We start from the raw sequence: 21,546 nt of genomic DNA, 5'->3' as shown, positions 1-21,546 counted from the left end.
GGGGGAGGAAGCATGCTGGCAACCCCACGAGGTTGAGGCCGCCCGGGTCAGGGATTTGCAGGTGACCCTGATGCTCGGTGCGTTGAAGTGCCGATCCGTGAACCCTGCGATAGCCGAGAAATACAGGCTCTTTTCCGAGAAGAGATCGGCTCATCTCAACGGCTCGACCAATATATTGAAGCTGCGTTTCATGCGTCAAAGCGGCATTGCCGACGGGCAGCATGCCTATGATGACTTCATGACGAAGATGGCGAACGGCCATTCCGCGACGGTTCAGTCGTCTGGCTTCTGCGACATGAGCGACACGCTACTGACATTGGCGGGGAATGCGGACGAGACGGAACTTCCCGTGCTGGCGCGCAATTTCTCCGAATGGCCGATGGGCGTGGGCAATGTCTGTGAAGCGACCGTCGCGGCGGCTCCAGCGGCGGAGGCTGCCGCTATAGCCGAAGCACCGGCCGATCAGCCGACCGAGGTCGCTGCTGCAACCGTTCCGGCGGCTGTCGTGGAGACGCCTGCTCTTGCTGCGGCCACGACGCCCCAGTCGGCAGCGGCGGCTCTGGAGGCTGCGGCAGCCGCGTTGCAGAATGCTGCGGCCAGCCTGAAGACACAGGCCGCGGCCTCAGTCGAGGCTCCGAAGGATGCGATCCCCGAGGCTCAGCCTGCGGTCGTCGCTGTTGCCAAGCCGATCGGGTGAGTATCGCACAAAAGGGGGTAGAGGCAGGCCGCGCGGTTGGGGAGCGCGGCGCCGCCTGATGCCTCGTCCGCCTCAGCGATGCCGGTGACGGGCGGTCAGCAGATAATTGATGGACTTGCTGGACGAAAGGACAAAGCCTTTTCCGGGTGAGAAGCTGAGGCCGGTCACGTCCATGACCTCCAGGCCGGCGCTTTCGATCAGAGCGGTCAGTTCCTCCGGCGTGAGGAACCTTTCCCAGTCATGCGTTCCCTTGGGAATGCCGCCGATACTCTCGCCGATGCTGATCATCGCGACGCGGGACAGCGGCGTCCGGTTGGGCGTCGACATGATGAGCAGCCCATCAGGCGAGAGCCTGTCTGCCAGGGCGCGGACGAAGGCCGCAGGATCGGCCACATGCTCGATCACCTCCATCGACGTGACCAGGTCGAAGCCATGCGCCGCCAGTTCTTCCACCGGGGTCGCCCGATAATCGATCTCAAGGCCCTGCGGCTCGGCATGGGCTCTGGCTGCAGCGATATTCTCCTCGGCAGCGTCCAGCGCGGTCACGGCCGCACCCATGCGGCAGAGCGGCTCTGCCAGCAGGCCCGCGCCGCAACCGACATCCAGCGCATGTTTGCCGCTCAAGGGGTGGAAACTGCGGCTCTGACCCGGCCAATGCTGGTCGATGGCATCGCGGATATAACGCAGCCGCACCGGATTGAGCTTGTGCAGCATCGCGCTGGACCCGTTGGGGTTCCACCAGTCGGCGGCCATGCTGCCGAAATGCGCTGCCTCGCGCGGGTCGATCGTGCTCGAAGCGGGGTTAGCCATCCGCCCCTGCTACCAGCGTGCCACGGCTGAGGCTATGCTTGTTTTCACGGCCCTTTCGTGCGGCTTGGCGGCGGCGCATATTCCTGCGCCTTGTCCTCCGCATCGAGCCGGTCATAGAGATCGTGCGTCGCTTCCTCGGTTCGGCGCATCTCTTCGGGCGTCCGATGCCTCCGGTTGCTGAGCATGACGAAGGCCAGCACGATCGCCAGCAGGATCGGACCGCCTATCGTCACCAGCGCGTATAAGCCGCCTTCCATGGCATCCTCCATTCCTCGCCCCATGGGATGGAATGAGCGGCGGGCCGTGCGGTTCCGCCCGCGCATGCCACTCTTTCGCGTTGCTTGCCATATTCGCCGCGGATGCTAATAGCGCCGCTTCCGGCCAGACGGTTCGGAAGGTTCTTTTCTCACATCTAACAAGGCTCGACAGGCAAATGGCGCGCATCGTGATGAAATTCGGCGGCACCTCCATGGCGGGGATGGAGCGAATTCGCAACGTGGCCGCGCGTGTCAAACATGTTGTCGAGCAGGGGCATGAGGTCGCCGTCGTCGTCTCCGCCATGGCGGGCGAGACGGACCGGCTGGTCGGCTTCTGCAAGGAAGCCTCGCCGCTTTACGACCCGGCCGAATATGACGTGGTCGTCGCGTCCGGCGAGCAGGTCACGAGCGGTCTGCTCGCCATGACCTTGAAGGCGATGGGCGTCGACGCGCGCAGCTGGCTCGGCTGGCAGCTGCCGATCCGCACCAACGAAGCCCATGCCAAGGCGCGGATCGGCGAGATCGACACGATCGATCTGCTCGCCTCGATGCGCTCGGGCACCGTGGCGGTGATCCCCGGTTTCCAGGGCATGATGGAGGATGGCCGCATCTCCACTCTGGGCCGAGGTGGCTCGGACACCTCGGCGGTTGCGGTCGCGGCGGCACTGAAGGCGGATCGTTGCGACATCTATACCGATGTGGATGGCGTTTATACTACCGACCCGCGCATCGTGGCGCGCGCGCGCAAGCTCGACCTCGTCACCTATGAGGAAATGCTGGAACTGGCCTCTGTCGGGGCCAAGGTGCTCCAGACCCGCTCGGTCGGCCTCGCAATGAAGGAAGGCGTGGTCGTGCAGGTGCTTTCCTCCTTCGATGATCCCACCCAGCAGGACCTCCCCGGCACGCTGATCGTCAGCGAAGAGGAACTGGAAGCCAAGCTCAAGGAAGACAAGATGGAACGTCAACTCATCACCGGCATCGCCCATGACAAGAATGAGGCGAAGATCACCCTGACCCGCGTGCCGGATCGCCCGGGCGCCGTGGCGCACATCTTCGGGCCCTTGGCGGACAATGCGATCAACGTCGACATGATCATCCAGAATGTCGGCCGCGACAAGGGTGAGACGGACGTGACCTTCACCGTGCCGGGCGCGGATCTGGCGCGGGCGCTGGACGTGCTCGAAAGCCAGAAGGAAGCGATCGGCTTCAACCGCGTGATCCCCGACACCAAGGTCGCGAAGATCAGCGTCGTCGGCGTGGGCATGAAGAGCCATGCGGGCGTTGCGTCGACCATGTTCAAGAGCCTGGCCGATCGCGGCATCAACATCCTCGCCATCTCGACCAGCGAGATCAAGGTCAGCGTCCTGATCGACGAGGATGAGACGGAACTGGCGGTGCGCGTGCTGCATACGGCCTATGGGCTGGACGCGCCGGTCGCTTGACCTTTTAGTCAGTCGTCATTGCCGCAAAGGCGGGAATTGATCTCCGGGCCTCTCGCCTGGGGATGGGGTGGAGATGGTCCCCGCCTTCGCGGGGATGACGGGAATATAATCGATGACAAACGCCAAACTCACCTCCCTGATGGCCCGCGGCACCGAGTTTCTCGGCTGCGACGTTGCGATCCTGTGCGGGGCGATGAGTTGGGTGTCGGAGCGCAACCTCGTCGCCGCCATCTCAAACGCGGGCGGCTTTGGCGTGATCGCCTGCGGGGCGATGACCCCCGAGTTGCTTGACACGGAAATCGCCGCGACCAAGGCGCTGACGGGAAAGCCGTTCGGCGTCAACCTCATCACCATGCACCCGCAGCTGTTTGATCTGATCGAAGTCTGCGCCCGGCATGAGGTGGGTCATGTTGTCCTCGCCGGCGGTCTGCCGCCCAAGGGTAGCATCGAGGCGATCAAGCAGAAGGGCGCAAAGCTCATCTGCTTCGCCCCTGCGCTGGCGCTCGCCAAGAAGCTCGCCCGTTCGGGTGTCGACGCGCTGGTGATCGAGGGGATGGAGGCGGGCGGCCATATCGGGCCGGTGTCCACCAGCGTCCTCGCGCAGGAGATATTGCCTGACATGGCGTCGCAGCTGCCCGTCTTCGTGGCGGGCGGTATCGGCCGGGGCGAGTTGATCGCCGGCTATCTGGAGATGGGCGCGGCCGGCGTGCAGCTTGGCACCCGCTTTGCCTGCGCCACCGAGAGCATCGCGCATCCCAATTTCAAAAAGGCCTTCTTCCGCGCGTCGGCCCGCGATGCCATCGCCAGCGTGCAGATCGACGCGCGCCTTCCCGTCATTCCGGTCCGCGCGCTCAAGAATGCCGGCACCGAAGCTTTTACCGTCAAGCAGCGAGAGGTCGCCAATCTGCTTGACAGCGGCGCGGTCGACATGGGCGAGGCGCAGCTTCAGATCGAACATTATTGGGCGGGGGCGCTGCGCCGCGCGGTGATCGACGGCGATGTCGAAGGTGGCTCGCTGATGGCCGGGCAGTCGGTCGGCATGGTGTCGAAGGAAGAGCCGGTCGCCGAGATCATCGCGCAGTTGATGGAAGAGGCAGCCGCCGCTCTGGAACGCCGCGCCGCCTGAAACGCGGCCAAGCGAATCCACTGTCCGACGAAGCGCGCTGCCGCCCATCGTCAGGAACGCATGGCTTTGCCATGAGTTGTGACTGTCCGGATCATGATCGAAGAGGGTGAAGGGTGCCATTGCGTGCCGCTGTTCGTCGCTTTTGCAGTCTTGCACCCATCGCGGCTCTCGCGCTGATCGCGGGCTGTTCCACGCCGAAGAAGGCGCCGCCGACGCCCCCGCCTCCTGTCGTGCCGACCATCAAGCCGCTGCCGCCCATGGGCGCGGTCGAGGAAATGAGCATCCCCGAAGTCGCGGAGGACGGCAAATATCTGACCCCGAACCGGGGTGTGACGGCGAACACCGCGCTCTGGCATGTGCGTATGGCGCTCAACGTCGCGGCGCTCTCCTGCCATGGCGTCAATGAGCCGGCGCGCATCCAATATAATCGGATGTTGCATGTGCATGAGGCGGCGCTCCGGGAGGCCAATGCGGCGGTCGATCGCAACTATACGGCGGCCTACGGCTCGGGCGGCCTCAAGGCGCGGGAGCTTCTGAATACCGTCGTCTATAATTTCTTCGCGCTCCCGCCTGTCACGAAAAGCTTCTGCCCGGTGGCGATCGAGGTGGGCGCGAAGATCTTGGCCATGCCGTCGGGACAGCTGCTGGCCTACGCACCCGAAGCGCTGACGCAGCTGGAAAAGCCGTTCCAGGATTTTTACGCCGCCTATGCCGATTATCTGCGGCGATTGGCGGAGTGGCAGTCCCGCTTTGGCGGCACCGTGACCGTGGTGGTGTCGCCTACGCCGCTGCCGCCGCCGCCATTGCCGCCGAAGGAGATCGGCTCTGGCTTCGTGCCGCCGCCGAGCACGCTGCCAAGGCTGCGAGAGGAGAGCGGCCAGCCGCTGGCGCCGCCGCCGCAGGTCATCGTGCCGACATTCCCGATTACCAGGCCCGCGAAGTAATCCCTGTTCCTGCGCGGGCAGGACCCCCGCTCAGCCTCTTTGTCCCCAGGCAGTCAGGACGGGGCTCCTCCCTTCACAGGAGCAGTTCAGGGATTGTAGGTGGCTTCAGCCTTCGGCGGCAGGGGGAATAGACGCGTGAAGCGTTCAGCCAGCGCCCTGTCGCCCTCGACCTTCAAATTTTCTGCCATTTCATCGAAGCTCGCGCCACCATAGATCACCGCCGCGAGGGCATTCTGATCGCCCGAAAGGATGACCTCCGCTCCCTCGGCCGCCCCGCGATCGGCGCTGAAGTCACCGTCCTTCAGGATCAGGCGGAACTCCTCCTCGCCGAAGCGCAGGCCGATCGTCGCATCCAGTTCGCCGATCCGGCCGCGATCGATCATCGTGCGCATCGACAGGATCACCGACACGTTGCTCATCGGCATGCCGGGTTGCATCGTGGGCGATCGGCAGGCCCAGCGGCCGAGCACCTGAAACAGGATTTCCGACTCGCGGCCCCAGTCGGTCAGCTCATAGATCTGGCTGGCGGCGGGCGGGGGCAGGCGGCGGCGGATCAGCACGCTCGCCGCCTCCAATTCTTCCAACCGCTGGGTCAGCACATTGGCGCTGATTCCGGGCAGGCTGGCGCGCAGATCGGTGAACCGCTTGGGTCCCAGCATCAATTCCCGCATGATCGGCATGGCCCAGCGGTCGCCGATCAAATCCAGCGCATGGGCGACCGCGCAGCCATCCTGATAAGCCCGTTTTTTCACAACCTGACCTTCTAGTTATCTTTTCTAACTTTGAAGTTGTGAAAGATAAACTTCTGGTCCATAAAGTTCAAGTCGATGAGTCGCTCGCTGCGCAGACGTCGGCGAGATTCGGAGGAGATGTGCGATGTCCAATGCCTCGGCTCCAAAAATGATCTTCGTGAACTTGCCGGTGAGGGACCTGCCGGCCTCGATAGGCTTCTATGAGGCGGTCGGCGCTGTGCGGAACAATGACTTTGCCGATGACAGCGCCCAAATGCTGAGCTTTTCCGACACGATCCACGTCATGCTGCTGACGCATGACCGCTTTACGAGCTTTACGCCGCGCAAGATTCCCGACGCGCAGCAGACTGCGCAGGTCCTTCTCGCCCTCAGCGAAGCAAGTCGGGCGGATGTGGACAGCGTCACTCAGAAGGCATTGGCGGCGGGCGGTACGGAACCCAATCCCCGTCAGGATTATGGCTTCATGTATGGCCGCAGCTTCGCCGATCCTGACGGCCATATTTGGGAAGTGACGAGGATGGACGTGGAGGCGGCTTTGGCGGCCAACAAGGAGGCCGCGGCATAAAGCTAGCCGAAGACAGCTTAGGAGAGAGACGATGGCCTATATGGACGGTTTCGTGATCCCGGTGCCGAAGGGCAACAAGGACCGCTACAAGGAAGTGGCGGCCTATGCCGCGCCGATCTTCATCGAACATGGCGCGCTGCGGGTTGTCGAATGCTGGGCGAACGATGTGAAGGCCGGCAAGGTCAATGATTTCCGCACCGCCGTGATTGCGGAGGAGGGCGAGGAGGTCGTCTTTTCCTGGATCGAGTGGCCTGACAAGGCGACGCGTGACGCCGGCGCGGAAAAGGTGATGAACGATCCTCGCATGCAGCCCCAGGAAGGCGAGGATATGCCCTTTTCCGGGGCGCGGCTGATCTATGGCGGCTTTGAAGTGCTGCTCGACGCCAAGGCTTGAACGGGGAGGCGGATCATGACCGATCTCAATGGAAAATTCTTCTGGTACGAGCTGATGACCAGCGATCCGGAGGCGGCGATCGCCTTTTACCGCGATGTCGTCGGCTGGACGACCGCGTCTTTCGGCGATGACCTGAGCGGAGAGCCCTATCATGTCGTTTCAGGCAGCGCGGGGCCGCTCGGCGGGATCATGGCCATCCCGGCGGAGGCGAAGGATTGCGGCATGAGCCCATGGTGGGGCGGCTATATCGGCTCGGCCGATGTGGATGCCGATGCGGAGCGGCTGAGCGCGGCGGGCGGCAGCGTGAAGCGCGCGCCGGAGGATATTCCGGGCGTCGGCCGCTTCGCCGTGATGAGCAGCCCGGGTAATGCGGTTTTCATGCTGCTCAAGGGCTCCAGCCCGGAAGGCATGGAGGCTGCCCCGCCGATGGCGGACGGTCATGTCGGCTGGCATGAGCTTTACAGCGGCGATTTCGACGCCGACCTTGCCTTCTACACGTCGCAGTTCGGCTGGGGACAGGGCGAGGCGATGGATATGGGCGAGATGGGCAGTTACCAGCTCTTTTCCCAGTCCGGCAGCACAAGCTTCGAAACGATGAGCGGCGGCATGATGGCGTTGCCCAAGGAAATGCCGGCTCCGCTCTGGCTCTTCTACTTCGCCGTGCCCGACATCGATGCCGCGACGGAGAAGGTTAGGGCCAAGGGTGGTACGGTGCTGAATGGCCCGATGGAAGTGCCCGGCGGCGCATGGATCATCCAGGCGCTCGATCCGCAGGGCGCGATGTTCGCGCTGGTCGGAATGCGCTCCCCCGCCGCCTGAAAGGAGAGGAACGATGTCCAAAATCTCACCCTGCCTGTGGTATGATGGGCAGGCCGAGGAAGCTGCGCGCTTCTATGTTTCGATCTTCGGGGGATCTGTGGATTTCATCAGCCGCTATCCCGAGGAGAATCTCAGCCCCAGCCCGTTCAAGGGCGGCGACGTGCTGCTGGTGGAGTTCACCCTGTTCGGCGAAAGCTACCAGGCTTTGAACGGCGGGCCTCAATTTCCGTTCACAGAGGCCGTCTCCCTCTCCGTCGCCTGCAGGGATCAGGCGGAAATCGACCGCTATTTCGACGCCTTGACCGCTGACGGCGGATCGGCGGGTCCGTGCGGCTGGCTGAAGGACAAATATGGCCTGTCATGGCAGCTGGTGACGCAGGAGATCATGGACCTCTACAAGACCGGCAACGCCCCTGGCATCGAGCGGATGATGGCGGCGATGATGACTATGCAGAAGCTGGATACGGGCAGGATGAAAGCGGCATTTGATGGAGAGCCGGCATGAGCGCGGCGGAATTCGAGCTGTCGGTCAGCTGCCATATCGCCGCGCCGCGGGAGATCGTCTGGAAGGTGTGGACCGACCTCAAGCAGGAATGGTTCTGTCCCAAGCCCTGGCGCGCCGAGGTGATCGAGGAGGATCTGCGCCCCGGTGGCCGCAGCGCGGTGCGTATGTTCGGCCCCGACGGCGAGGACACCGGCCCGATGGAGGGCGTGATATTGGAGGTGGTGCCCAAGGAGCGGGTCGTGACGACGGATGCTTATGCAGCGGGATGGATTCCGCAGACGCCCTTCATGACCGCGATCTGGAGCTTTGTCGACGAAGGTGAGGGCACGCGCTTCACTGCCACTGCCCGCCATTGGGACGCGCAAACGCTGGAGAAGCATAAGGAAATGGGCTTCCACCCCGGTTGGGACCAGATGGCGGAGCAATTCAAAACATTGTGCGAGACGTCGGCCGCGACGGCATAGCAATGACCTGCGAAACATCGTCGTTCCCGCGCCTGCGGAAATGGCGGTAAGTGCGGTGGAGGGTGTTCACCTCCACCGCGGGAATTCGACGGAGTTACGCTTTATACACCTTCTCCACCGCCGAGCGGAACTTCGCCATATCCTCTGCCGAGCCCACGGTGACGCGCGAGACGGTGGGCCAGATCGGCCAGTTGCGGCCGATCTGCACCTTCTCCGGCGTGGCTAGCAGGGCGGTCTGCATTTCCTTGGCGGGTTTTTTCCAATCCATCATGAACATGTTCGCCTGACTGCCCGACTGGACCGGGATGCCCTTCTTCGTGAGCCAGGCGATGGTTTCCTCTCGGTTGGCGATCATCTCCTCGCGCCGCGCCTTGATGAGAGCCGCTTCGGGATAGACCGCGTTGCCGCACGCCATGGCGGTGATGGACAGACCGCCGGCGGTAGGCCCGAACAGGCTGATGCGCTTCTGCACCTCCGGATCGGCGAAGGTCAGGCCCAGCCGGACGCCGGCCATGCCGAACAGCTTCGAGAAGGTCCGCATGACGATCAGGTCCTTGCGGCCCGCGATCAGCTTTGCCGCACTCGGCGCTTCGGAAAAGTGAATATAGGCCTCATCCACCAGCAGGACCGAATCCTTGGGCTTGTTGGCGAGCAGCCATTCGATGTCGGCGAGCGGGGTGATCGTGCCGGTCGGGTTGTTGGGCGTGCAAATATAGTAAAGTCCGGCGTTGGGGTTCGCCGCGAGCATCGCCTTTACATCATGCCCCTTGCCGGGCGCTTGCGGCGCCTTGGCGATCGGCGCCTTCAGATAATCGGCGGTGCGCCACGCGCTTTCGAAGGTCGGATCGGCGCTGACCAGCCCCTTTGTCGGCGAGCAGAAGGCCGCGACGGTGCTGACCAGCGGGCCGCCCGAACCGGGCCAGAGCATGACGTGCGATTCAGGGATGCCTTCGACCTTCGCCACCGTCGCGATCAGGTCGCCCCTGTAATTGTCCGGATCATACCAGTTGCCGAGCGCCGCTGCCTTCGCAGCAGCCTGCACACCCGGCTCGAACGGGCCGGTCCAGCATTCGTTGGAGCCGATGCGCACCGCTCCAGCAACGCCGCGAGCCGCCTGCTGCTGCGCGAAGGCCGGGTGGATGAGCAGGGAATTGGCTGCGGTCCCGGCGGCCATCAGCGCTGAAATCTTGCCGATCGTGCGGCGGGAATATCCCCGCTCCATCAGGTCTTCGCGGGCGTCCTTTTCCAACATCATGGTCATGTCGTCATTCCCCTTGTTGCTTCACCTACTGCGAGTGTTCCAAGGTTCGAGACGAAGGGGCCGCCTGTTTCCGCAATGTGTCGGCCCGATTTTTGGTAAAAAATTCGGCGGGCGCCCGCTTTGTTAGATCATGATACGATGGGCGCGGTTCGGTCGGCAAGAAAGCGCGCTCGCGCGCGAATACGCCTTGGAAAGCGGGCGCCCGATCTGTTAGCGCTTGGGACATGCCCAGCACGCCCGCCGCCGCCGCCCGCCAGATCCTCATCAGCCTGCAGGAGGTCATGGCCGCGCGCACCAGCGCGCAGGCGAAGCTCAACAAGGTGGTCGAGATTATCGGCGAATCCCTGTCGAGCGAAGTGTGTTCCATCTATCTGGTGCGGGAGGGCGTGCTCGAACTCTTCGCCACGCGCGGCCTGAAGCAGGAGGCTGTCCACGTCACCCGCATGGCGATGGGCGAGGGGCTGGTCGGCATGATCGCCACCAATGTCGAGACGCTGAACCTCGACGAGGCGGCGGCGCATCCGGACTATAGCTATCGGCCCGAAACCGGCGAGGAGCTATTCCACAGCTTTGCCGGCGTGCCGATCGTACGGCGGGAACGGGCGATCGGCGTCCTGTGCGTGCAGCATGTGGAGCCCCGTCGCTATGAAGAGGTCGAAATCGAAGCGCTGCAGACCGTGGCGATGGTGCTGGCCGAGCTGATCGCCCATGCCGAGCTGGCCGATGACGGCCCGCTGGACTCGCGGGTGCAGGACACGGGCCCCTCCGTGCTGCACGGCCTTCAGCTGGTTATGGGCATGGCGCGCGGCCATGTCGTGCTGCACCAGCCGCGCGTCCATATCGAGCATACCGTGGCGGAAGACACGGAGGCGGAGCGGCAGCGTGTCATATCCGCCTTCACCAAGATGCGCGAACAGATCGACCGCATGACCGGCGCGGCCGAGTTCGGCACCGAGGGCGAGCATCAGGAGGTGCTCGAAACCTACAAGATGTTCGCCTATGACGAGGGCTGGATCCGGCGGATCAACGAGGCGATCGACAGCGGCCTCACCGCCGAGGCCGCGATCGAGCGCGTGCAGCAGCGCACCCGCATGCGCATGCGCCAGATCGACGACCCGCTGCTCCAGGATCGCATGCACGATCTGGAGGATATGGCGAACCGCCTGCTGCGCATCGTGTCGGGGCAGCTGGGCACCGCGGCGCAGCTTGGCCTGCGGCAGGACGCGATATTGATCGCGCGCAATCTGGGGCCGGCGGAACTGCTGGAATATGATCGCCGCCGCCTGAAGGGCGTGATCCTGGAGGAAGGATCGCTGACCGCGCATGTTACGATCGTCGCCCGGGCCATGGGCGTGCCGGTCATGGGGCGCGTGCGCGACATCCGCCATCAGGTGAATGAGGGCGACCTGATCCTGATGGACGTCGCCGACAATTCGCTGATCATCCGGCCGACGCCTGACATGGACGAGGCGTTCGAGAACAAGCTGCATGTCACGCAGAAGCGCCGGGCGGAGTTCGCCGCGATGCGCGATCTGCCCTCCGTCACCACCGATGGGCAGCGGATCGAGCTGATGGTGAACGCAGGCCTTCGCGAGGACGCGCAGGCGCTCGACCTGGTGGGCGCCGACGGCATCGGCCTGTTCCGCACCGAATTCCAGTTTCTCGTCTCCGCAACCCTGCCGCAGCGGGAGAAGCAGCAGCGTCTTTACCGCGACATATTGGACGCGGCCGGCGACCGGCCCGTCATCTTCCGCACGGTCGATATCGGCGGCGACAAGGCGCTTCCCTATATGCAGCGCGACGAGGATGAGGAGCTGGAGGACAATCCGGCGATGGGCTGGCGGGCCTTGCGTCTTGCACTGGACCGCGACGGGCTGATGAAGGCGCAGGCCCGTGCGCTGCTGGAGGCTGCGGCGGGGAAGGTGCTGCATGTCATGTTCCCGATGGTTTCGGAGCCGTGGGAATATGAGCAGGCCCGTGCGCTGGTCGAGCATCAGCGCGAATGGCTGGTGGCGCAGAAGAAGAAGCTGCCGGTCGCCATCCGCTACGGCGCGATGCTGGAGGTGCCGGCGCTCGCCGAAGTGCTCGACCTGCTGCTGCCCCGGGTCGACTTCCTGTCGATCGGCACCAATGACCTGACGCAATTCCTGTTTGCAGCGGACCGCGCTCATCCCCGGCTGGCGGAGCGCTATGACTGGCTCAGCATCGCCATATTGCGCTTCCTGGATCGGGTGATCCGCGGCTGTGAGGCTTATGAAGTGCCGGTCGGGGTTTGCGGCGAGATGGGGGGACGAACGATGGAGGCGATGGCCCTGGTCGGCCTCGGCGTGCGGCGCCTGTCGATCACGCCGGCCTCGGTAGGGCCGGTCAAGGCGATGATCCGCTCCACCGATGCGGCCGAACTGCGTGCGACGATGCGCGCATGGCTGGACAGCGGCGTCACGGATATTCGTTCTGCGCTCAGCACTTGGGCGGCCGAGCGCGGTATCGAATTGAATTAAGGGGATTGAGGCGTCGTTTCCGGGCCGTTAGGGCTGACGCGGCGTTGACAATCCACGTCCCGGAATGAGACAAGGCCGGCTTCTAAGATCGCGGAGCAGCATGGCAGACGAACCCGAACTGGAACCCGGCGTCAGCACGTCGGAACGGCAGCAGGGCACCCCCGGCGCGCGCCTGCGCGCCGCGCGGGAGGCGCAGGGACTGTCTATACAGGATGTGGCGACCCGAACCCGCATCGCTCAGCGCCAGCTGGAGGCGATCGAGCGTGACGATTATGCTGCCTTACCTGGCATCCCCTATGCGGTCGGCTTCGCGCGCGCCTATGCCCGCGCCATCGACGTCGATGAGGTTGCGATCGCCGCCGACGTCCGCAACGCCGTGCATAATTCGGAAATCGGCGCCAACCGCTACGAAGCGTTCGAGCCTGCCGATCCGGCGCGCGTGCCATCTCGCGCGCTGGCTTGGACGGCCGCAGCCATCGTCGTGATCCTGATCGCGGCGTTCGCCGTCTGGCGTACGCAATTGCTGACTCCTCCGACCGGTGAGGAAATCGCGCAGCAGCAGCAGGCCGCTCCTGTCGCAGCTACACGCCCCGCCGCCGGCGCGCGGCGGCCCGCGCCCGTGGTTCAGACGGTCGTCTTCACCGCCAATGACGATGTCTGGCTGCGCATCTATGACGAGGCCGGGGACCGGCTGAAGGACGGGCTGATGAAGAAGGGCGAGAGCTTCACGCTGCCGCCCAATGCCCGCAATCCCATGATTCTGACCGGCCGGCCGCAGGCTCTGACGGTCACCGTGGGCGGCAAGGCGGTTGCGCCGCTCGGACCGCCGGACCGCACCATCTCGGACGTGCCGGTCAATGCCGAGGCGCTGCTTGCCCGAGCCGCGCCGGCGGCTCCTGCGGGGGCAGCAGCCGCGCCGGCCGGCAATCCCGGCGTGGCGACACCTGCACCGCCCCCGGCGGTTCCCACGCCGGCGCCCGTGGGTGGCAACTGAGGCGCGGGGCCGCGACTGGTTAACGTCGCGCTTTACCACGCCAAATATCGCCTTATGGATAGGGCCAGAGATTTAGTCGGGGACCATCATGCGTAACGCTTTTTTCGCGACAACCGCCCTGGCGCTTGGAGCGCCAGCCCTGCTTGCGCTTGCGCCCGCAGCGGCGGCAGAGAAGGTCAGCGTCGACATCCGTGTCGACCGGCTGGAAAAGGAAATGCGCGCCGTGCAGCGCAAGGTGTTTCCGGCCGGCACGCCGCTGGAGGCGGAAATCACGCGGCCGGCTACCCCGGCGGTGACACCCGGCACGCCCGCCTCCACGCCGGTCGCTGATCTGACCGCGCGCGTGGGGGCACTGGAATCGCAGCTGGCGTCCATCACCGGTCAGGTCGAGGAAAACAGCTTCAAGCTCAAGCAGCTGGAAGAAGCCTTCAACAAGTATAAGGCCGAGGCGGAGAGCCGCGCCGCCGGGCCGGTGATTGCGCCGCCTGCTGTAAAACCGACCGCTCCGACGGAACCCGGCCCAGGCGCGACCCGGCCCGCCGGCACCAACGGGGGTGCCAGCGAGGCACGCAAGCTGGCCGTGGCCGGGGTCGAGCGGCCGGCGACCGGCAATGAGGCGGAGGATGCCTATAGCTATGGCTTTCGCCTGTGGGACGCCAAATTTTATCCCGAAGCGCAGGCGCAGTTGAAGGCGACCGTCGACAAATTCGGTACCGCCCCGGTCGCGAGCCGCGCGCAGAACCTGCTCGGCCGCGCCTATCTGGACGATGGCAAGCCGGCGCTGGCATCCGTGGCTTTCTACGAAAATTATCAGAAGCGTCCGCGCGGCGACCGCGCAGCCGACAGCCTGGCCTGGCTCGGCGAAGCGCTTATCCAGCTCAAGAAGCCGGCGGACGCCTGCAAGGTATATGCGGAACTCGAGCAGGTTTACGGCGCCAACCTGTCCGGCAGCCTGCGCGGGCTGGTGAATGCGGGCCGCGCCAAGGCCAAATGCAGCGCCTGACTTGATATGGCCGCGGCCGATCTGCTGGTGGAGCTTGGCGCATCGATCGCGGTACTAATCGGCGATGCCAGCCATGCCCGCTTCGGTGTCGCCGTGTCGGGCGGTCCCGACAGCATGGCGCTGCTCGACCTGGCGTTGCGCGCCTTCCCGGATCGCGTTGAAGCGGCGACCGTCGATCATGGCTTGCGAGAGGGCTCCGCTGCGGAAGCCGCCATGGTCGCGGACTGGTGTCGGGAAAGAAGCGTCCCGCATGTCACGCTGCACCCCGATGACCCGGTGCGCGGGAATCTTCAGCAATGGGCGAGGAGGCAACGTTATCATCTGTTGGAGGCGTGGCGGGCGGAGCGTCGGATCGACTGGCTGCTCACGGCGCATCATGCCGACGACCAGCTGGAGACGCTGCTGATGCGGCTCAATCGCGGCGCGGGCGTCAACGGGCTCGCGGGCGTGCGGGCGCGGCAGGGCCATGTGCTCCGGCCGCTGCTCGGCATGCGCAAGCCTGCGCTGATCGCCTATGCTGCCGATCGCTCGCTGCCCTATGCCGATGATCCCTCCAATCACGATCCCCGGTTCGATCGCGCCGTGCTACGCCGCGCATTGGCAGACGCGGAGTGGATCGTGGTGGAAGCCGCCGGACGCAGTGCCGCCGCATTAGGCGAGGCAGAAGAGGCGCTGGACTGGACGGTCGATATGTTCGAGACGCGGCATGTGCGGGCCGAGGGAGCGGCCTGGCTCCTGGACCGGACCGACTTTCCGCGCGAACTGCTGCGGCGATTGCTGCTCCGTCTCTTTAAACGTGCGGACCCGCAGGGAATTCCGCCGCGCGGCGAGGCACTTGATCGCGCCATCGCGGCGGCTCAGCGGGGGGAGAAGGTGAGCGTAGGGCATTGCCTGCTCAAAGGAGGCGCGGAGTGGACGGTCCTCCTTGCGCCCCGACGAAGATGGCAGTGATATCGTTACGGAAAAGTTCCACGACCCGGCTTGGGAGTCTCACGTTCCGTCGATAAATCCGACTCCGGCGATCTTTCATTAACGCCTCATGTGGTTAATGGGCCGCGAGTTCGAGCGTGGGAATTTGGTGATTCATGGTGGAATTTGCGGCACTGACCTATGGCCTGCTAGCTAGTGTCATTCTTTCAGCGGCACGGCGGAACCACAAGCTGGCACGCCCTCATCCGCCGCTGCTCTTCTATACTGGCTACCTGCTGTGCGGCGTGTCGGCCGGTGTCGCCGTGATCCTGGGCTATATCGCCCTGTCGCAGTTCATCGGCGGCTGACCTGTCCGGGACCGGGCCCAAGCACGCCGTCGGTCCCGCTTGCGATTTTGCTGGGGCATCCTATCTTGCCCGGTGAAAGAGAGTGGTGAATGAACGACGATAAGGACCCGCAGGGCAATCCCTGGATCAAGAGCGCCATGATTTGGGCGGGGGTGATTGTCGCCCTGCTGCTGTTCGTGTCGATGTTCGACAGCCGCACGGCGTCCACCGCCGGGAGCGGCATCGCCTATTCCGAATTCCGCGCCAAGGTGCAGGAAGGGCAGGTGAAGGACGTCGCGATCGCCACGGACCGGATTTCCGGTACGCTCACGAGCGGCCAGCGCTTCAGCACGGTGCCGGTAAACGATCCGGGCCTGACCGGCCTGCTGGACGATTATAACGTCAAATATTCGGGGCAAGCCGAGGAGCAGCCGAGCTTCTGGCTGATCCTGGTCTATCAGTCGCTGCCATTCCTACTGATCCTGGGCATCGCCTTCTTCGTGCTGCGCCAGATGCAGAAGGGCGGCGGCGCGGGTGGCGCCATGGGCTTCGGCAAGTCCAAGGCGAAGCTGCTTACCGAAAAGCATGGCAAGGTCACGTTCGATGACGTCGCTGGCATCGATGAAGCGCGCGAGGAATTGCAGGAAATCGTCGAATTTCTGAAGGACCCGAGCAAGTTCGCGCGGCTGGGCGGCAAGATTCCCAAGGGCGCGCTGCTGGTCGGTTCGCCCGGCACTGGCAAGACGCTGCTGGCCCGCGCCATCGCGGGTGAGGCGGGCGTGCCCTTCTTCACCATTTCGGGGTCGGACTTCGTCGAGATGTTCGTCGGCGTCGGCGCGAGCCGCGTGCGCGACATGTTCGAGCAGGCCAAGAAGAACGCGCCCTGTATCGTTTTCATCGACGAAATTGACGCGGTCGGCCGTCATCGTGGCGCAGGCCTTGGCAATGGCAATGACGAGCGCGAGCAGACGCTGAACCAGCTGCTGGTCGAGATGGACGGTTTCGAGGCGAATGAGGGCATCATCATCGTCGCGGCGACCAACCGTCCCGACGTGCTCGATCCTGCGCTGCTGCGTCCGGGCCGGTTCGACCGGCAGGTCGTGGTGCCGCGCCCCGATATCGAGGGCCGCGAGAAGATTCTGGCCGTGCACATGAAGAAGGTGCCGCTGGCGCCCGACGTCAACCCGCGCACCATTGCACGCGGCACGCCGGGTTTCTCGGGCGCTGATCTGGCGAACCTCGTGAACGAAGCGGCGCTGATGGCTGCCCGGCGCGGCAAGCGGCTGGTCGCCATGGATGAGTTCGAGGCGGCCAAGGACAAGGTCATGATGGGCAGCGAGCGCCGCTCCATGGTCATGACGGACGATGAGAAGAAGATGACCGCCTATCATGAGGCGGGCCATGCCATCGTCGCGGTCCATGAGCCGGCATCCGACCCCATCCACAAGGCGACGATCATCCCGCGCGGCCGTGCGCTGGGCATGGTGATGCGCCTGCCGGAGCGTGACAGCTACAGCTATCACCGCGACAAGATGCATGCCAACCTGGCCGTCGCCATGGGCGGGCGCGTGGCCGAAGAGATCATCTTCGGGCATGACAAGGTGTCGTCGGGCGCTTCGGGCGATATCCAATATGCGACCAAGCTGGCGCGCGACATGGTCACCCAGTGGGGCATGTCGGACAAGCTCGGCCCGCTCCAATATGAGGAGCAGCAGGGCGAAACCTTCCTTGGCTATTCGCAGAGCCAGCGCGTCCATATGTCGAACGAAACGGCTCAGGCCATCGATCATGAAATCCGCTCGATCGTCGAGGGCGGCTATGACCGGGCGAAGAATGTGCTGACCGGCCATGAAAGCCAGCTTCACCTGCTCGCCAATGCGCTGCTGGAATATGAGACGCTGACCGGCGAGGAGATCAAGACGCTGCTCGACAAGGGTGAGATCACCCGCGACGACGGCACCACGATCAAGCCGTCGGTGATCCCGGCCGCTGGCTCCTCCATCCCTAAGACGCGCAAGCGCAAGGGGCCGTTCGGAGAGCCTTCGCCCGCCGGCATCTGATCGGTCTTCCGTACAGCCTTCCGAGGGGGAGCGTTATCGCTCCCCTTTTTTGTGCGTAGCAAAGGGGGCAACAAAATCCGCTGCAAGGACTGGTCGTTTCGCTGGTTAATGGTTACATGGGCCGCCACGAATCCCCAGCGGTCTTGCCCCGGGCCGCGCAGCAGAAAGTGGCTTTCACATGGATATCCGCCTCGGCCTCACCTTTGACGACGTGCTGTTGCAGCCCGCCGAATCCGATGTGCTGCCCAGCCAGGCCGACACCAGCACCCATGTGACCAAGGCGATCAAGCTCAATATCCCGATCCTTTCCTCCGCCATGGATACGGTGACCGAAGCCGACATGGCGATCGTCATGGCGCAGTTGGGCGGCATCGGCGTCCTGCACCGCAACCTGTCGGTAGAGGAGCAGGCCGACGCAGTCCGTGCCGTCAAGCGCTTCGAGAGCGGCATGGTGGTAAACCCGATCACGATCACGCCCAATGCGACCCTCGCCGACGCCCAAATGCTGATGGCGCGGCACAAGATCAGCGGAATTCCGGTGGTGGAAGCCTCGGGTAAACTGGTCGGCATCCTGACGCATCGCGATGTGCGTTTTGCGGAAAATCCTGCCCAGCCGGTGAGCGAACTGATGACGCGCGACAATCTGGCCACGGTGAAGGCGGGCGTCGGGCAGGACGAGGCGATGCGGCTGCTGCACCAGCGCCGGATCGAAAAGCTGCTGGTGGTGGATGGCGACTATCATTGCGTCGGCCTCATCACCGTCAAGGATATCGAAAAGGCGGTGACCTATCCGCAGGCGACGAAGGATGCTTCCGGTCGCCTGCGCGTCGCCGCTGCCACCACGGTCGGCGACAAGGGTCTGGAGCGCAGCGAGGCGCTGATCGATGCGGAATGCGACCTAATCGTGATCGACACCGCGCACGGCCACAGCAAGCAGGTCGCCGTCGCGGTCGAGGCGGTGAAGAAGCGGTCCAACCATGTCCAGGTCGTGGCCGGCAACGTCGCCACCGCCGAAGCGACCAAGGCCCTGATCGACGCGGGCGCGGATTGTGTGAAGGTCGGCATCGGCCCCGGCTCGATCTGCACCACGCGGGTGGTCGCGGGCGTTGGCGTGCCGCAGCTCACGGCCGTGATGGACGCTGCCGCCGAGGCCGCAAAGCAAGGCATCCCGGTGATTGCGGACGGCGGTCTGCGCACGTCCGGCGATGTGGCGAAGGCGCTCGCGGCGGGCGCCGGCTGCGTGATGGTCGGCTCGCTGCTCGCGGGCACGGCCGAGGCGCCCGGCGAAACCTTCCTCTATCAGGGCCGCGCCTATAAGAGCTATCGCGGCATGGGCAGCGTCGGTGCAATGGCGCGCGGCTCGGCCGACCGCTATTTCCAGGCGGACATCAAGGACCAGATGAAGCTGGTGCCCGAAGGCATCGAAGGCCAGGTGCCGTTCAAGGGACCGGCCAAGGATGTCATCCATCAGCTGGTCGGCGGCGTGAAGGCGGCAATGGGCTATACCGGCAGCCGCACGATCAAGGACCTTCAGGAGCGCGCCCGCTTCGTGCAGATCACCAATGCTGGCCTGTCCGAAAGCCATGTCCACGACGTCACCATCACCCGCGAAGCGCCGAACTATCCGACGCGCTGAGGACGGCGCGGCATGACGCCGGCCGCGCGGGTCCAGGCCGCGATCGAGCTGCTGGACGCCATCATCGCATCCGCGCGCGATGGCGGCCCGGCGGCGGACACGCTGATCGCCCGCTATTTCAAGGAGCGCCGCTATGCCGGATCCCGCGACCGGCGCGCGGTGCGCGACCATGTTTATGACGCGATCCGGCGCGTGGCGGAGCGGCCTGCTGATGGCCGCGAGGCCATGGTGGGTCTTGCCCGCGAGCGGCCGGACCTTGGCGCGCTGTTCGACGGTTCGGCGCACGGACCTGCACCGATCGCGCAGGATGAGCGCGGTGCTGCTGCCGGCGCTGTCCCCGCGTGGCTGGAGCCGTTGCTGGCGGTGCCGGTTGAGCGCGAGGCGCTGCTGGGCCGGGCGCCGGTCGATTTGCGGGTCAACCGCCTGAAGGCCGACCCTGTGCAGGTGGCGCCGCTTTTCCCCGAGGCGGTGCCGATCTTCGGGCTGCCCGACGCTCTGCGCTTGGCCGAGGGATTTCCGGTGGAGCAGAGCGAGGCCTGGAAGCAGGGGCTTGCCGAGGTTCAGGATGCGGGCAGCCAGTTCATCTCCACAGCTTGCGCCGTGCAGCCCGGCATGACCGTCATCGACCTTTGCGCGGGCGCGGGCGGCAAGACGCTGGCGCTGGCTGCGGCGATGGGGGGTGAGGGGAGGCTGATCGCCGCCGACACCATCCGCTCCCGGCTCGGCCGGCTTGCTCCACGCGCTGAAAGAGCAGGGGCGACTTTCATCGAAACGCTGCTGCTGGATCAGGGGCATGAGGCGCGCGCGCTGCAGAGCCTGCACGATCGCGCCGACGTGGTGCTGGTCGATGCCCCTTGTTCGGGGACGGGCACCTGGCGCCGCAATCCCGAGGCGCGCTGGCGGCTGACCCCGGCGCGGCTCGACCGGCTGGTCGCGGAACAGGCGAGGATATTGGATTTCGCAGCGCCGTTGGTGGCGCCGCGCGGCCTCCTGGTTTATGCTACCTGCGCGCTGACCGACAAGGAGGGCCGCGATCAGATGCAGGCGTTTCTGGAACGGCATGATGGCTGGCAGGCCGAGCCCATCCAGCAGGAAAGCGGCCGGGTTCATGGGCAGGGACGGCTGCTGACCCCTGCTCATGATGGCACCGACGGCTTCTATTTCGCGCGGCTGCGGCGCCCCGCGTGAAAGAGGGCATGGACAAGCCTCCGCAAAATCGCGAGACTTGCCCGCCTGAATCAGCGCCTGAAACATGGCTGGAGTTGTGCATGCGTTTTACCCCTGCTTCGATCGCCCTGGCCGTCCTGCTGACCACCGTGTCCAGCGTGGGACTGACCCAGCGGCCGGATGCGCAGATAGCGCCGCTGTCGGTCGAATGGCAGAAGGCGGGTGAGGCTGCACGCAAGGCGGGCAATTATCAGGCCGCGACGGATGCGCTGGAAAGCGCGCTTGCCGTCGATCCTCGCAATCGCGGCGCCTATATCGAACTGGCGCAGGTCGCACGGGCACAGGGGCTTCAGGGGAAGGCGATCCGTCTCTATCGCGAAGCGCTGCTGCTCGAACCCAATGATGTGGCCGCGCTGGTAGGACAGGGGCAGGCGATGGTCGAGAAGGGCGCCGTCGCCAAGGCCAAGGAGAATCTGGCTCAGGCGCAGAGCCTGTGCAAGACGAGCTGTGTGGGTGTGGGGCAGTTGGCTGCCGCCATTGCCAAGGGGCCACCTGCCACTGTCATGAGCGCGAAGGACCCGGTGCCGGCGCCCACTGTGCCGGCGACTGAACGGCCTTGAAATAGGTCGTTGCGCGCGCGCTTCGACAGGTCGGTCTTGGGTCTGTCGAGGGGCTCAGCTGGAACGGTACTGGCGAGCTTATTAACTGAAAACGGCTAAAAACATACACGGGGCAAGCATCACCCTCGGCTTGACCCGGAGTCTCACTATCCTGGACAAGGCGCGGTCTTGAAGGAAAGCGGGGCCCCGGATCAGGTCCGGGGTGACGAAAGGGGAAGGGCGGCAATCGACCAAAAATTGCCATCCAAACGCGAAGTCGGGCTGTTTCGAAGC

Annotated in this window: 22 protein-coding genes; 18 read left to right on the top strand and 4 right to left on the bottom strand. The window is 64.8% G+C overall.

All coding sequences use genetic code 11. The annotated features are described in order from the left end of the window. Positions 1–70: 70 nt before the first annotated feature. The gene (locus L858_RS0101715; protein WP_037504246.1) at positions 71–697 is read left to right on the top strand and encodes a hypothetical protein; all 627 of its coding nucleotides are present in this window, start codon (positions 71–73) and stop codon (positions 695–697) included. Positions 698–769: 72 nt separating this feature from the next. Here L858_RS0101715 and ubiG read toward each other — a convergent pair whose 3' ends face one another. Further along, positions 770–1,507, bottom strand: a complete 738-nt coding sequence (ubiG, locus tag L858_RS0101710) for a bifunctional 2-polyprenyl-6-hydroxyphenol methylase/3-demethylubiquinol 3-O-methyltransferase UbiG (protein WP_022681418.1) — start codon at positions 1,505–1,507, stop codon at positions 770–772. 44 nt (positions 1,508–1,551) lie between these two features. Continuing rightward, positions 1,552–1,764 carry a hypothetical protein gene (locus L858_RS0101705; protein WP_238564893.1) on the bottom strand — a complete coding sequence of 71 codons (213 nt, stop codon included), beginning with the start codon at positions 1,762–1,764 and terminating at the stop codon, positions 1,552–1,554. A gap of 176 nt (positions 1,765–1,940) precedes the next feature. Between L858_RS0101705 and L858_RS0101700 the strand changes: the two genes are divergently transcribed. The 3 genes from L858_RS0101700 to L858_RS19360 all read left to right on the top strand — a co-directional run bounded on the left by L858_RS0101700 (position 1,941) and on the right by L858_RS19360 (position 5,276). Further along, on the top strand, positions 1,941–3,206 hold the full coding sequence (locus tag L858_RS0101700) for an aspartate kinase (RefSeq protein WP_022681416.1): 1,266 nt from the start codon (positions 1,941–1,943) through the stop codon (positions 3,204–3,206). A 112-nt stretch (positions 3,207–3,318) separates the two neighbouring features. After that, positions 3,319–4,332: an NAD(P)H-dependent flavin oxidoreductase gene (locus L858_RS0101695; RefSeq protein WP_022681415.1), complete on the top strand. Its 1,014-nt coding sequence runs from the start codon at positions 3,319–3,321 to the stop codon at positions 4,330–4,332. 113 nt (positions 4,333–4,445) lie between these two features. After that, a complete protein-coding gene (locus L858_RS19360) occupies positions 4,446–5,276 on the top strand; it encodes a hypothetical protein (RefSeq protein WP_022681414.1) in 831 nt (276 codons plus the stop codon). A gap of 86 nt (positions 5,277–5,362) precedes the next feature. Here L858_RS19360 and L858_RS0101685 read toward each other — a convergent pair whose 3' ends face one another. Then, positions 5,363–6,028, bottom strand: coding sequence for a winged helix-turn-helix transcriptional regulator (locus tag L858_RS0101685; RefSeq protein WP_022681413.1), 666 nt, complete (start codon positions 6,026–6,028; stop codon positions 5,363–5,365). Positions 6,029–6,152: 124 nt separating this feature from the next. Here L858_RS0101685 and L858_RS0101680 point away from each other — a divergent pair, with 124 nt between their 5' ends. From L858_RS0101680 to L858_RS0101660, 5 genes are read left to right on the top strand one after another with little or no spacing between them, the layout of a single operon-like run. Beyond that, the gene (locus tag L858_RS0101680) at positions 6,153–6,593 is read left to right on the top strand and encodes a VOC family protein (RefSeq protein WP_022681412.1); all 441 of its coding nucleotides are present in this window, start codon (positions 6,153–6,155) and stop codon (positions 6,591–6,593) included. A 31-nt stretch (positions 6,594–6,624) separates the two neighbouring features. After that, the gene (locus L858_RS0101675) at positions 6,625–6,987 is read left to right on the top strand and encodes a DUF1428 domain-containing protein (RefSeq protein ID WP_022681411.1); all 363 of its coding nucleotides are present in this window, start codon (positions 6,625–6,627) and stop codon (positions 6,985–6,987) included. Between the two features lie 15 nt (positions 6,988–7,002). Next, complete coding sequence (locus tag L858_RS0101670; RefSeq protein WP_022681410.1) at positions 7,003–7,806, top strand: VOC family protein; 804 nt, start codon at positions 7,003–7,005, stop codon at positions 7,804–7,806. 13 nt (positions 7,807–7,819) lie between these two features. Further along, positions 7,820–8,311: a VOC family protein gene (locus L858_RS0101665; protein WP_022681409.1), complete on the top strand. Its 492-nt coding sequence runs from the start codon at positions 7,820–7,822 to the stop codon at positions 8,309–8,311. Beyond that, positions 8,308–8,775 carry an SRPBCC domain-containing protein gene (locus L858_RS0101660; RefSeq protein ID WP_022681408.1) on the top strand — a complete coding sequence of 156 codons (468 nt, stop codon included), beginning with the start codon at positions 8,308–8,310 and terminating at the stop codon, positions 8,773–8,775. The genes L858_RS0101665 and L858_RS0101660 overlap by 4 nt, the downstream gene beginning before the upstream one ends. A 94-nt stretch (positions 8,776–8,869) precedes the next feature. Here L858_RS0101660 and L858_RS0101655 read toward each other — a convergent pair whose 3' ends face one another. Continuing rightward, positions 8,870–10,036: a pyridoxal phosphate-dependent aminotransferase gene (locus L858_RS0101655; RefSeq protein ID WP_022681407.1), complete on the bottom strand. Its 1,167-nt coding sequence runs from the start codon at positions 10,034–10,036 to the stop codon at positions 8,870–8,872. 224 nt (positions 10,037–10,260) lie between these two features. Here L858_RS0101655 and ptsP point away from each other — a divergent pair, with 224 nt between their 5' ends. From ptsP to L858_RS0101610, 9 genes are all read left to right on the top strand, one after another. Beyond that, positions 10,261–12,537: a phosphoenolpyruvate--protein phosphotransferase gene (ptsP, locus tag L858_RS0101650; protein WP_022681406.1), complete on the top strand. Its 2,277-nt coding sequence runs from the start codon at positions 10,261–10,263 to the stop codon at positions 12,535–12,537. A gap of 100 nt (positions 12,538–12,637) precedes the next feature. Further along, positions 12,638–13,531, top strand: a complete 894-nt coding sequence (locus tag L858_RS0101645; RefSeq protein WP_022681405.1) for a helix-turn-helix domain-containing protein — start codon at positions 12,638–12,640, stop codon at positions 13,529–13,531. A gap of 88 nt (positions 13,532–13,619) precedes the next feature. Further along, the gene (locus L858_RS0101640; RefSeq protein WP_022681404.1) at positions 13,620–14,534 is read left to right on the top strand and encodes a tol-pal system YbgF family protein; all 915 of its coding nucleotides are present in this window, start codon (positions 13,620–13,622) and stop codon (positions 14,532–14,534) included. Between the two features lie 6 nt (positions 14,535–14,540). Further along, positions 14,541–15,485 carry a tRNA lysidine(34) synthetase TilS gene (gene tilS / locus L858_RS0101635; RefSeq protein WP_022681403.1) on the top strand — a complete coding sequence of 315 codons (945 nt, stop codon included), beginning with the start codon at positions 14,541–14,543 and terminating at the stop codon, positions 15,483–15,485. A 134-nt stretch (positions 15,486–15,619) separates the two neighbouring features. Further along, positions 15,620–15,811, top strand: a complete 192-nt coding sequence (locus tag L858_RS0101630) for a hypothetical protein (RefSeq protein ID WP_022681402.1) — start codon at positions 15,620–15,622, stop codon at positions 15,809–15,811. An 89-nt stretch (positions 15,812–15,900) separates the two neighbouring features. Continuing rightward, positions 15,901–17,850 carry an ATP-dependent zinc metalloprotease FtsH gene (gene ftsH, locus L858_RS0101625; protein ID WP_022681401.1) on the top strand — a complete coding sequence of 650 codons (1,950 nt, stop codon included), beginning with the start codon at positions 15,901–15,903 and terminating at the stop codon, positions 17,848–17,850. 178 nt (positions 17,851–18,028) lie between these two features. Further along, on the top strand, positions 18,029–19,486 hold the full coding sequence (guaB, locus tag L858_RS0101620) for an IMP dehydrogenase (RefSeq protein ID WP_022681400.1): 1,458 nt from the start codon (positions 18,029–18,031) through the stop codon (positions 19,484–19,486). A gap of 12 nt (positions 19,487–19,498) precedes the next feature. After that, positions 19,499–20,674 carry an RsmB/NOP family class I SAM-dependent RNA methyltransferase gene (locus L858_RS0101615; protein ID WP_022681399.1) on the top strand — a complete coding sequence of 392 codons (1,176 nt, stop codon included), beginning with the start codon at positions 19,499–19,501 and terminating at the stop codon, positions 20,672–20,674. 80 nt (positions 20,675–20,754) lie between these two features. After that, the gene (locus L858_RS0101610) at positions 20,755–21,273 is read left to right on the top strand and encodes a tetratricopeptide repeat protein (protein ID WP_028055683.1); all 519 of its coding nucleotides are present in this window, start codon (positions 20,755–20,757) and stop codon (positions 21,271–21,273) included. Positions 21,274–21,546 lie beyond the last annotated feature (273 nt).

Source organism: Sphingobium bisphenolivorans (genome assembly GCF_000412635.1).
Lineage (GTDB): Bacteria > Pseudomonadota > Alphaproteobacteria > Sphingomonadales > Sphingomonadaceae > Sphingobium > Sphingobium bisphenolivorans.
This window is presented reverse-complemented; position numbering and strand designations above follow the sequence as displayed.